8 protein-coding genes and 1 pseudogene are annotated in these 12,033 nt (G+C 72.1%); 4 read left to right on the top strand and 5 right to left on the bottom strand.

The features are described from left to right. Positions 1–447: 447 nt before the first annotated feature. A pseudogene (locus ACSMTC_RS26850) lies at positions 448–708 on the top strand (IS1380 family transposase); the annotation flags it as partial. A 477-nt stretch (positions 709–1,185) separates the two neighbouring features. Continuing rightward, entirely contained in the window at positions 1,186–2,367 is a 1,182-nt protein-coding gene (locus tag ACSMTC_RS26845) for an acyltransferase family protein (RefSeq protein ID WP_436562272.1), read from the top strand. Positions 2,368–2,411: 44 nt separating this feature from the next. Here the strand turns inward: ACSMTC_RS26845 and ACSMTC_RS26840 are convergent, their stop codons facing one another. Then, entirely contained in the window at positions 2,412–4,481 is a 2,070-nt protein-coding gene (locus ACSMTC_RS26840) for an MDR family MFS transporter (protein ID WP_436562271.1), read from the bottom strand. Positions 4,482–4,732: 251 nt separating this feature from the next. On the opposite strand from ACSMTC_RS26840, the gene ACSMTC_RS26835 reads away from it, so the two are divergent. Next, entirely contained in the window at positions 4,733–5,902 is a 1,170-nt protein-coding gene (locus ACSMTC_RS26835) for a peptidoglycan-binding domain-containing protein (RefSeq protein WP_436562270.1), read from the top strand. Positions 5,903–5,957: 55 nt separating this feature from the next. On the opposite strand, the gene ACSMTC_RS26830 is transcribed toward ACSMTC_RS26835, so the two are convergent. From ACSMTC_RS26830 to ACSMTC_RS26820, 3 genes are all read right to left on the bottom strand, one after another. Then, positions 5,958–6,542, bottom strand: coding sequence for a TMEM165/GDT1 family protein (locus ACSMTC_RS26830; protein WP_436562269.1), 585 nt, complete (start codon positions 6,540–6,542; stop codon positions 5,958–5,960). Positions 6,543–6,815: 273 nt separating this feature from the next. Continuing rightward, the gene (locus ACSMTC_RS26825; RefSeq protein ID WP_436564817.1) at positions 6,816–7,622 is read right to left on the bottom strand and encodes an ABC transporter permease; all 807 of its coding nucleotides are present in this window, start codon (positions 7,620–7,622) and stop codon (positions 6,816–6,818) included. A 23-nt stretch (positions 7,623–7,645) separates the two neighbouring features. Beyond that, on the bottom strand, positions 7,646–9,277 hold the full coding sequence (locus tag ACSMTC_RS26820; RefSeq protein WP_436562268.1) for a dolichyl-phosphate-mannose--protein mannosyltransferase: 1,632 nt from the start codon (positions 9,275–9,277) through the stop codon (positions 7,646–7,648). 177 nt (positions 9,278–9,454) lie between these two features. Here ACSMTC_RS26820 and ACSMTC_RS26815 point away from each other — a divergent pair, with 177 nt between their 5' ends. Next, a complete protein-coding gene (locus tag ACSMTC_RS26815; RefSeq protein WP_436562267.1) occupies positions 9,455–10,546 on the top strand; it encodes a DNA polymerase III subunit beta family protein in 1,092 nt (363 codons plus the stop codon). Positions 10,547–10,661: 115 nt separating this feature from the next. Here the strand turns inward: ACSMTC_RS26815 and ACSMTC_RS26810 are convergent, their stop codons facing one another. After that, entirely contained in the window at positions 10,662–11,996 is a 1,335-nt protein-coding gene (locus tag ACSMTC_RS26810; protein WP_436562266.1) for an MFS transporter, read from the bottom strand. Positions 11,997–12,033 lie beyond the last annotated feature (37 nt).

Genomic DNA, 12,033 nt, shown 5'->3' with positions numbered 1-12,033 from the left:
ACGCGTTGCGCAGTTGCCCTCTGATGTTCCGAGCCGGGAGATAGGAGTGCCCTTCGATGGCAAGTGTGCCCCGGTGTCCGCCGGAGCACTGCGGCCAGCGCTGCCGCGAGGGCGAAGCCGTCCTACGGCATGCCCCTACCCGGCTCCCGGGTGTCACGAGCTGACGAATGGTGGCCGCTGTGAGCGGCATAGGCGCGGAGCTCAGGAACAGCAAGGAACGACGGGGCAGCGCGACTACGGCACCCGATGGGGGTACATCCGGAAGGCGTACATCTACGCGAATCCGTGGTGCCTGTCCTGCAGGAGGGCATGGCGACGGTTTAAGGATCATTTCCCGCCACAGCAGAGGCGGTTGGTCGCTCAGGGCGTGGCCGATCCGGATGCGTGGCAGGCTTCGACCCGTTGTGCACCGTGTGTCACAACCGTGAGACCGCTCGGCGCCGGCCTGCCGGACCTGCCGAGGACACCCGGATCACCGTCCGCCGCAAGCACCCACACCCCGGAGCCCAGCTCACGCTGTTCGACATGGATGAGGGCGTGCGCCACCAGGTCTTTCTCACCGACACCCCCTACGGCCAAGGCTCCTTGCAACTGCTGGAGGCCCGCCACCGTGCGCACGCACGCATCGAGGACCGCATCCACTGCGGCAAGACCACCGGCTTCGGCCGCTTCCCCTGCCGCCACTTCCAGATCGACGCCGCGTGGCTGGTCATGACGCGCTCGCGGGCGCCTGCCCCGGGAGCTGGGACATCGCTGGGGGATCAAGGTCCGTCGGCACCCACGACAAGACGAGTTCAGCCTGAGTGACCCCGGTACCACCCGTCCATGCGTGGTCCCCCGTGGCGTTGGGCGGGGCTCCACACCGTCCGCGCTCTATGCGAGTCGCTTGGCACGCTCATTGACCTTCGCAACAGCCATGGGAAACCTCTCGACGTACGACTCTCGGGCGACCGGGCGCCGCCCTCGCCAAGCGTACGAGCCATGACCCGGGCTACCGCCCCGGCCGCTCCCAAGGCCACCTCCGCGCGCCACTCACATGCGCAGCGGGCCCGGATCCGCGCCCCACTGACGACCGAAGAGCCCTCTCCGCACCGCATTCAACGGGCGAACGGAGCAACCTGACATCTCGTCAATTCACAGTAGCTGCAGCACTGTTGTTCATATGCTCATACTACCTTCCGGTCGGTGACCCCCGATCGCGCAGTCAGCCTCGTTCCCGAGCGTTCAGAGACCGCCTCGGTCGGCCGACCGGCTGCGGTCGGCGGTGCGGCCGGCGGTGCGACGCGGTCCGTCCGGCCGGCGGCGTTACCGTCGCTGACCGGGCTGCGGTGGGGTGCCGCGCTCATGGTGTTCCTCTACCACGTGAACATCGCCCAGTACTTCGGCGGCCGCGTGGGGGATCTGGTCGGTTTCGCCTTCGGGGCCGGCGACACGGGGGTGTCGTTCTTCTTCATCCTCTCCGGCTTCGTGCTCGCCTGGTCCACGCCGCCCGGCGGCGGTGTCGCGGGGTTCTGGCGGCGGCGGTTCGCCCGGGTGTACCCGCTCCACGCGGTGACGGCGGTGATCGCACTCCTCCTGGCCTACTTCCTGGGCGCGGGTGCCTGGCCGCTGCACCGGCAGCTGCTGGTGAACCTGTTCCTGGTCCAGTCGTGGGTGCCGCGGTATCCGTACTTCGAGAGCGTCAACTCGGTCAGCTGGTCGCTCGCCTGCGAGGCGTTCTTCTACTTCCTCTTTCCGCTGGTCGTCCGTCCGCTGCGGGCCCTCGGACAGCGGGGCGGTGCGGTCGTCGCGGCGGCCTGCACCGCTGTCGTGGTGGCGATGCCCGTCCTGATCGGCCATCTCGCCCCCGCGGCCGACCGGAACTGGGCCGTCTACTACCTCCCGCTCGCCCGGCTCCCGGAGTTCCTCCTGGGCATCGCCCTCGCGGAGCTGGTCCGGGCGGGCCGCTGGCGCGGCCCCGGCCTGACGGTCTCGCTCGGCCTGACGATGGCGGGCTACTTCCTCAGCTCGCAGGCCGACTGGGCGTACCGCTACGCCGCCTGCACGGTGGTCGGCTTCACCGCTCTCATCGCGGCCGCCGCGACGGCGGATCTGCGTGGCGAGCCCTCGCCCTGGCGAGGCCGGCTCAGCGTGCGGCTGGGCGAGCTCTCCTTCGCCTTCTACATGGTCCACATCCTGGTCGTCCGGACGGGCGAGCAGCTGTTCCGCTCGCACCCGAAGGAGCCGTGGTGGCCGAACGGCCTGCTGCTGGCGGAGACGGCCTTCACGGCCGCACTGGCCGTGGCCTGGACCCTGCACACCTTCATCGAGGTTCCCGGCCGCAGGCTGCTGCTCCGCAGGTGGGGCGGAGGGCGCGCCGCGTCCTGACCACCGGGCGGCGGGGAATCAGGCCAGGGAATCAGGCCGGGGAATCAGAAGGAGCGCCCCTCGCCGCGCTGGATGTGCTCGGGACCGGTGCGGTCCGGGCGGTCGCGGACGTCGGTGCACAGCTGTCTGCTGAGACGGTTGAGCAGCTCGGCCAGGTCGCCGTACCGCTTCTCGTCGTAGTCGCCGAGCAGCGCGGCGAGTTGGGTGCGCCGGGCGGCGACCAGCCGCAGCGCGATCTGCTCACCGTGCTCGGTGAGGTGCATCGGGCGCCCGTTGCGGACCGCGAGGCCGCGGCTCTCCACCTCCCTGGCGGCCTCCTCGATCACGTCGATCGGGACGATCCGGCGTTCGGCGAGTTCGGCCGGTTCGATCTGGCCCTGCTGGTGCATGGCGAGGATCAGCCAGCTGGAGGCGGGTTTGAGGTCGAGTCCGGCCTCCTCGGTGATCCGGCGGAAGAGGTCGCGCCGGGCGTTACGGGAGCCGAGCACGGACAGCGCGCGGGAGATCTCGTCCAGCGAGGAGCGTTCGACCGGGTTGACGCCGATGCACTCGCCGAGGTCGGGGGCGGTGACCGTGGTGCGGAGCTTCTGCTCCCGGATGAACAGCGAGAGCAGGAAGGCGACGACCGCCACCGGTACGGCGTACAGGAAGACCCTGGTGATCGACTCTGCGTACGCGTGGTGGACCGCGGCCCGCACGGGGGCGGGCAGGGTGGCGATGATGCGCGGGTCGGCGGTGAGGGCCGAGGGAGTGAAACCGGGCGGCAGGGCCAGTCCGGCCAGAGCCTCGGGCAGTCTGCGGTTGAGGCCGCCGGCGAAGACGCTGCCGAAGATGGAGACGCCGAAGGAGGCGCCGATGGAGCGGAAGAAGGTCGCGGCGCCGGTGGCCACCCCGAGGTCCTGGTAGTCGGCCGTGTTCTGCACGATCAGCACCAGCACCTGCATGACCAGGCCGAGCCCGAGGCCGAAGACCAGGAAGTAGAGGCTGGTCTCGGTGTTGCCGCTGTGCTCGGTGAGGCGGGAGAGCAGCACCAGGCCGACGGCGGTGACCGCGGTCCCGACGATCGGGAAGATCCGGTAGCGGCCGGTGCGGGCGACGATCTGACCGGCGCCGATCGAGGTGAACAGCATGCCGAGCACCATCGGCAGCATGTGGATGCCGGACAGGGTGGGCGAGACCCCCCTGACGACCTGGAGGAAGGTCGGCAGGTAGGTGAGCGCGCCGAACATCGCGAAGCCGACCACGAAGGAGATCACCGCGACCAGGCTGAAGGTCCGGGAGCGGAACAGCCGCATCGGGATGACCGGTTCGGCCGCCCGCCGCTCGACGGCGACGAACGCGACCAGCAGGACCGCGCCGAGCACCGCCAGTCCGGCGACCTGCCAGGAGCCCCACGGCCAGGTGGTGCCGCCGAGCGAGGTCATCAGCACCAGACAGGTGGCGACCGAGGCGATCAGGAAGGTGCCCGGGTAGTCGATGGCGTGCCGGCGCTTCTCCCCCGCGCCGGGGAGTACGGCGGCGATCACCACCAGCGCGACGACACCGATCGGCAGGTTGATGTAGAAGACCCAGCGCCAGCTCAGGTTGTCGACGAAGACCCCGCCGAGCAGCGGCCCGAGCACACTGGTGACCCCGAAGACCGCACCGAACAGACCCTGGTACCTGCCCCGGTCGCGGGGTGGGACGAGGTCGCCGACGATCGCCTGCGTGAGCACGATCAGCCCGCCGCCGCCCAGGCCCTGCAACGCCCGGAAGCCGATCAACTCGCCCATGTTCCTGGCGAGTCCGCAGAGCGCGGAGCCGATCAGGAAGATCACGATCGAGGCCTGGAAGAGCCGCTTCCGGCCGTACATGTCGCCGAGCTTGCCCCAGAGCGGAGTGGCCGCGGTGGAGGCGAGCAGATAGGCGGTGACCACCCAGGAGAGGTGTTCCAGGCCGCCGAGGTCGCTGACGATGGTGGGCAGCGCGGTGGAGACGATGGTCTGGTCGAGCGCCGCGAGCAGCAGCGCCAGCAGCAACGCCCCGATGGGCACCCAGAGGTTGTGGGCATTCACCTGCGGGGCGACGGGGCCGGCCGCCCCGGCACGGTCGGACTCGGCTGCCGGGTTCGCCATGCCAGCTCCTCGGTGAAGTCCGGGCTGATGATCGTCCAGCCTCACCATGATGTCAGGATTGTCCGAATTCATCACATCTGATTGCATCGCCCGCACATCGTCGCCGTCGGTCGGCAGCCAATCGTTCACATAAGACAGATCACTACAGAATCGGACAACCACCCCAGGAACGGACACTCGACTCTGCCAACTCCCAGGCGCCTCCTGCATAATCAGGCGGGTTCGCCATCAGAACCGAGGAGGACCGGCCCATGCCGGGAGAGCACTGCGCAGGCTGCGGCACCGTCCGGACCCCCGGAGGCTGCGCCTGCACCCCGGTCCCGTACGGCCGGCCGGGCTACCAGCCGGTGCATCCGGACCTGGAAGAGACCGCGATCCTCCCGCACACCGAGGGCCCGCAGCTGGTCCGCCCGTACGTCCCGGCGGCGGCCGAGTACGAGGAGCCGCACCCGGACGAGTTCCCGACCGCGCTGCTCCCCCCGGTGCCCGCGACGGACCAGCAGGCCACCGCACTCCTCCCACCGGTACCGGCACCGGACGCGCAGGCCACCACACTCCTCCCACCGGTACCGGCACCGGACGCGCAGGCCACCACGCTGCTCCCGCCCGTACCGCCGCAGCAGTACGCGTCGATACCCGCGCAGCAGCCGTACCAGCAGCAGCCTTACCAACACCAGCCGCACCAGCAGCAGTCCTACCAACACCAGCAGCAGCCGCACCAGCAGCAGCCGCAACAGCACCGGCCCACTCCCCCGTACCGGCCGCGGTCCGACGCCTCCGAGCTGGGGGTCTTCGCCTTCGAGCCGGGCAAGGGGCCCGGCGGACGGGCCGAGCGGCGGGCCGGCCGGCAGGCGACGCCGGTGAAGCGCAAGGCCGGCATGGCGGCGGCGGGGGTGGGGATCGTCGCGATCGGCGCCGGGATCGCCCTCGCCCTGGTGCCCGGCGCGGGCAAGAACGGCAACGACCAGGCGGGCCCCGTCCCGGTCGGCTCCCTCCAGCCCATGCCCACCAGCGCGGTGCCCAGCGCCCCGCCGACCACCGCCGCCCCCTCGGAGAGCCCCTCCCCGTCGCCCAGCAAGTCCAGCCCCAGGCCGACCCTCTCCCTCAGCCGTCCCCCGGTCATCGCGAAGGCGACGACGACCAAGCCGTCCCCGTCCCCCACCGTGACGAAGGCCTCGCCGTCCGCGTCCCCGACCCCGAGCGGGCCGCGCACGCTGGGCCCCGGCATGACCGGCCCGGACGTCGCCGCGCTGCAGCAGCAGCTCGCCACCTGCGGCTACCACGTACGGTCGAACGGCAGCTACGACGGCCCGACCGCCAAGGCCGTCAGGAACTTCCAGTGGGACGCCAACGTCCAGGGCGACCCCAGCGGTGTCTACGGCCCGAACACCCAGGCCGCCCTAGCCGACGCGTACTGCTGAACGGGAGGCCCCGGAGCCCGGGGCACTCCGCCCGCCCCGTTCCGTGGCGGGCGGATCAGCCGGTGACGGCGTTGAAGACGCTGAAGGCGGCCATCAGCAGCATCACCCCGGCGGCCACCCGCACGACGACCTTCATCGGCACGTACTGCAGCAGCTTCTGCCCGCCCACGATCGCGATCCCGCCGACCGCGCAGAGCGCCAGCCAGGCGCCGATGCCGACCGACACCGGATCGGCGTACTTGGCGGCGAGGTTGGCCGTCATGATCTGGGTCAGGTCGCCGAACTCCGCGATCGCGACGACCACGAAGCTGGCTCCGGCCACCTTCCAGAAGCTGCCCGAGGACGGCTCCTTGGCGGCGTGGCCCTCCTCGTCCTCGTCCCGGTGCCAGAGCAGCATCAGCGCACCGATCAGGAACAGCAGCCCGGTGACGCCCTCCACCCAGCGCTGCGGCAGCAGGGAGAGCAGACTGCCCGCCGCCAGGGCGAGGCCCACCTGGAGGGCGAAGGCGGCGGCGATCCCGGCGAACACGTAGCCAGCCCGGTAGCGGGTGCCGAGGACCAGGCTGGCCAGGGCGGTCTTGTCGGGCAGTTCGGCGAGGAAGATGATGCCGAAGGTGAGCGCGGCGATGGTCAGGCTCATCGGGGTGGTTTTCCCTTGGTCGGGCTGCCCGGCCGGATGACCGCCCATCGGGGACGCCTCGGCCCGACAGCACTGGTCATGGTCACAGCACTGCGGCCGAAGGTCTCGCCGACACCCCAGCCAGTGCGGTGCCCCGGGCGCCGGGCCCGCACGAGGCGAGGCCAGTATGTCGACGGTCCGGTGGAGGGCTACTCCCCTTCAACTCCGACCAGCCTACCTGACCTGCGCACCATGCCCCGCCCGCCTACGCGCGCCCTCGGCCTGCGGCGACGCTCACCGGCTTCGCCACCGGGCGCCGCGCGCCCCCGGGCTCGCGGCGACCCCACGCTTCACCAGTCCCCTCGCCACCAGTTCCAGCACCGCCACGATCGCCACCGACTCCACCGCGAGCAGCGCGACCAGTACGAACAGCTGTACCGCTCCCGCCTGGAGCGGGCTCGCCCCGCCCAGCAGCAGGCCGACGAAGGCGCCGGGCAGGGTGACCAGGCCCACCGTCCTGGTCTGGTCCAGGGCCGGGACGAGCGAGGTCGACGCCGCCGTGCGGCAGATCTCCAGCCGTGCGTCCCGCTCCTCGAAGCCGAGCGCGAGCGCGGCCTCCACCTCGCCGTGCCGCAGGCGCAGCTCGTCCAGGGCGCGGCGGCCGGCCAGCGAGGTGGCGGTGAGCGCACCGCCGATCAGGATCCCGGCCACCGGGATGACGGACAGGCCCTTCGGCGGCAGGAGCCCGCCGGCCAGCAGCAGCGCCAGCACCGGCAGCACACCGATCCCGATCGGAGCCGCCGCCCAGCCCCAGCCGGGGCCGTCCGTCATCCTGCGCCCGGCGGTGCGCACCGCCACCGTGAACATCACCAGGACGAACAGCGCGGAGGTCCAGAGCGAGCCGACCACCCAGGTGATCACCAGGGCGACCACGGCCAGCTGCACCACCGCCCGCAGGCCCGCCCGCAGGACGTCCCGCCCGTGTCCGAGCATCCCCCGCCCGGCCACCGCGACCGCCACGACCAGCAGCGCGGCCGTGACGACGCCGAGTCCGGGCGTGACCGGGAGCAGCTGGTTGCCGGCCGCCGCACGGAGAGCCACCGTGCCCGAGCCCGCCACGGCGCTCAGATCCAGCTGGTGAACCACATCCGGCTCTGCCAGTCCGTCATGGGAATCACCTCCGCCGTGTAGAGGGGGTAGAAGTACGCGAAACAGGCCACGATCGCCAGCACGACGGCGCCGGCCGCGGCGGCTCCGTACCGGCGGCGCTGCGGCGGGCAGCCGGGCGGGCCGAGCACCGCTCCCAGCATGAGGGCCACCGCCAGGCAGAGGAAGGGCACCAGCACGACCATGTAGAAGGAGAAGATCGTCCGCTGCTGGTACTGGAACCAGGGCAGGTAGATCCCGGCGACGCCCGCCAGGATCGCGCCGGCGCGCCAGTCCCGGCGGAAGAACCAGCGCCAGAGCGCGTAGGCGAGCGCGAAGCAGGCGGTCCACCAGAGCAGCGGGGTGCCGAGCGCGAGGATCTGGCTGCCGCAGCCGCCGGGGGCGGTGCAGCCCTGCTGTCCCTGCGGCACCTGCTGCCAGTACATGCTGACCGGGCGGCCCTGGACCAGCCAGCTCCACGGGTTGGACTGGTACTTGTGCGGGCTGGTCAGGCCGGTGTTGAAGTCGTACATCTGCGCGTGGTAGTGCCACCAGCCGCGCAGGGCCTCCGGGACCCAGGTCATCGGGACCTGCGGCAGCGGGATGTCCACCACGGGGGTGCGGGGCGGGGAGAGCCCGGCCCGGCCGTCGGCCCAGTGGCGGTCGTAGCCGCCGTCGGTGGCGAACCAGCCGCTCCAGGCGGCGAGGTACACCAGCGCGGCGACGCCGACCATGGAGAGGAAGGCGGGCAGCGCGTCCCGGCGGAGCATCGAGCGCCAGGGGCGGGCGGCTCCGGCCCAGCGGCGTCCTGACTGGTCCCACACCACGGTCAGCAGGCCGAAGGCGGCCAGGATCTGGAGGCCGTTCCACTTGGTGGCGCAGGCGGCGCCGAGCAGCAGACCGGCGGCGATCCGCCAGGGGCGCACGCCCAGGCGGACCTCGTCCCCGGCCCGGCCGCCCTCGGCGCGGGCGGCCCGCAGGACGTTGCGGGTGTGGTCGCGGTCGATCAGCAGGCAGCCGAAGGCGGCGAGCACGAAGAACATCACCACGCCGTCCAGCAGCCCGACCCGGCTCATCACGAACTGCAGGCCGTCCACGGCCATCAGCAGCGCGGCGGTGCAGCCCAGCAGGGTGGAGGAGAGCAGTCGGCGGCCGATCCTCGCCAGCATCAGCACGGAGAGCGTGCCGAGCAGCGCGACCATCACCCGCCAGCCCAGGGGGTGCAGGCCGAAGACCGCCTCGCCCAGCGAGATGACCCACTTGCCGAGTGGCGGGTGCGCGATGAACTCGGGTGCCGCGGTGAGCGGGATGTCCTGCGGGACGTCCAGGATGTGGGAGTTGGCGTTGTCCGGCCAGACGCCTTCGTAGCCCTGGTGCAGCAGCGACCAGGCGTCCTTGGGGTAGTAGGTCTCGTCGAAGACGAAGGCGTTCGGGTGGCCGAGGTCCCAGAACCGCAGGATCCCGGCGAACAGTGCGACCGCGACCGGCCCGAGCCAGCCCGAGTGCCGCACCACCCAGCGCGCCGTCGGCCCCCGCAGGTACCGGGCCACCCGGGCCGGCCCGGCGGCACGGGGCAGGGAGCCGGTGTCGGTGACTGTCGCGTCCGCCATGACCTCGCCGATCCATCGCTTCGTTCGCTGTGGGGAATCGCCCCCGGCTGACACTATGTCGCTCTTCACACCGGAACCCTAGCCAGCATCCGACGTGGCAGCCGCCGCTGCACCTCGTACTACGGTGGGCCCCGTGGGTTTGACCCTCGACCAGGTCGAGGCCGCACAGTCGTCGGCGTGGAGAGCGGAGTGACGCGGGGCAGCGCGATGCGCAGCATCGGTGAGATGGCCAGGGACAGCGGGCTGAGCGTGAGCGCGCTGCGGTTCTACGACGGGGCCGGGGTGTTCGGGCCCGCGTGGGTCGATCCGCAGAGCGGATACCGCTGGTACGCCGGTGAGCAGTTGGCCGATGCCCGGCTGATCGCCCGGCTGCGCCGGGTCGGGATGCCGCTGGCGGACATCTCCCGGGTGCTGGACGGGCCCGCTCAGACGGCCCACCGGGTGCTGGACGGCCATCTGCGGCGGCTGGAGGACGGCCTGGCCGACGCACGCCGCGAACTCTCCACGGTACGGACGCTACTCGACCGCAGGGAGAACCCGATGGACCCGATCATCACCGCCGGACTGACCGTACGGGCAGGGGAGTTGGCCGCAGCGCTGGACGCGGTCCGGTTCGCCGTGAGCACCGACGCCGAACTGCCCGCCGTGAGGGGCGTGCTGCTGGAGACGGACGGGGGGCTGCTGCGGCTGGTCGCCACCGACCGCTACCGGCTGGCCGTCGCCGAGGTGCCGCTGGACGGTCCGGCCGAGGGTGCGCTGAGCGCGATCGCTCCGGCCTCCTTCGTGGACGAGCTGCGCCCGCTGCTGGACGGCGCCGGGGAGGCCCGGCTGCTGGTGGAGGGCGACCGGCTGGTCGCGACCGTGGACGGCCGGCCGGTGCCGGGTGAGCGGATCGACCAGGACTACCCCGACTACCGGCAGCTGATCAGGCTGGAGCCCGTCCACCGGTTGACCCTGGACGCCGCCCGGTTGCGGGCGGAGCTGGCCGCCGGGAGGACCCGCAACATGGTCCGCGGCCAGGACGGGGTGGCGTTCGAGGTGTCGGTGCTGACCGTGACGGCCGACGGCTCACTGGCCGTGGCTGACGCGGAGGGTGCGGCGGACGGCCTGCGGGTGGGCGTCAACCGCGACTTCCTGCTGGAGGCGGTCGCGGCGGGCGGCGGGGAGCAGCTGGTGCTGGAGCTCGGCGGCCCGATCGCCCCGCTGGCCATCCGCTTCCCGCACCGCGAGGACACCTTCTCCCTGCTGATGCCCACCACGCTGTCCTGACACCGGCGGTCGGCCGGGGGGCGAGGGCGGCGCCGGGTACGGGCCCCGAACGGTTCCGGCCGCCGCCCGGCAGCCTCTCCCCCGAGGGGCTGCGGGCGGCGGCCGGAAGTCGGTGTCAGGCGACGGCCTGGAGTTCCCCGGTGGAGGTCAGCGAGGAGCGGGCCGGTACCCGGGTCGTCGGGAGGCCGGCCGTCAGCACGGCGTTGTCCTGCGCGGGCGTCAGGTGGGCCCGCAGGCGCAGGGCCAGGGTGACGACCAGCAGGGTGCAGAGCGCCATCACCGCGAGGTACAGCGGCCAGGTGCCGGAGCCGACCAGCAGCACACCGACGGCCGGGCCGACGGCGACGGCGATCTGCTTCACCAGGGCGTACGCGGAGTTGTAGGTGCCGAGCAGCCGGGCCGGGGCGAGGTCGGCGACGATCGGGCCCATGGTGGGGGCCAGCAGCGCCTCGCCGACGCCGAACAGGGAGTACACCGCGACGATCGCCACGGTCGCGGCCATCGCCTCGGAGCGGACCAGGCCGGCGGTCAGCGCCATCGCCCAGGCGGCCAGCCAGACCAGGCCGGCGGCGGCCATCGCGGTGGTGCGGCGGCGGCGCTCGGTCAGCTTCACCACGAACATCTGGAGCACCACGATGGTCAGCGCGTTGGCGCCGATCGCCAGCCCCAGGGTGGACGGCGCGGTGCCGACGGTGTCGGTGGCGAAGGCCGCGACACCCGACTCGAACTGGCCGTAGCAGGTGAAGAAGATCAGCCCGGCGAGGACGCAGAGCCGCATCATGGCCTTGTCCGCGAGGAGCGCGCGCAGCCCCTGCGGGCCGCCGGTGGCCTCCTCCAGCGGGACCGGTGCGGCCGCCGGGATGCGGGCGGTGCCGGTGACGATCGCCAGGCCCACGAAGGTCAGCGCCTCGATGGTGAACAGCCGGGTCAGGCTGGCGGGTTCGGCGACGTTCACGATCTGGCCGCCGACCAGGGCGCCGATGCCCATGCCCAGGTTGACCAGGGTGAACTGCAGCGCGAAGGCCCGTGAGCGGGTGGCCCGGGTCGAGCAGCGCACGATCATCGTGGCCAGGGCCGGCTGGCAGGTGGTGGCACCGGCGCCGAACAGGAAGGACGAGACCAGCAGGCCGGGCGCGGTGGTGGCCTGGCCGAACGCGAACGCGCCGGAGGCCGCCAGGGCCGTACCGGCGAGCAGCACCGGACGGGGCCCGTAGCGGTCGATCCCGCGGCCGCTGAACGGCAGTACGGCCAGCGCGGCCAGCGCGAAGACGGTGAAGACCATCCCGGCGGCGAGCGAGCCCAGGCCCCTGACCTGGTCCACGTAGACGTACATGTACGGCAGCGTGAATCCGCTGCCGAACGCGCTGAGCGCATTGCCGATCTGGACGCGGCGCAGCGGGCCGCCCGCCCCATGACGCCGTGGCCTCCGCTGCTTCACCGTGCCGGTCACCGTGCACACCCTTTCACTGGATACTCTTCGATCCGGA

It is taken from the genome of Kitasatospora sp. HPM-01-4 (genome assembly GCF_051374625.1).
In the GTDB taxonomy this organism is placed as follows: domain Bacteria; phylum Actinomycetota; class Actinomycetes; order Streptomycetales; family Streptomycetaceae; genus Kitasatospora.
The sequence above is the reverse complement of the archived record's forward strand: the minus strand, read 5'-3'. Positions and strand labels throughout refer to the sequence as shown.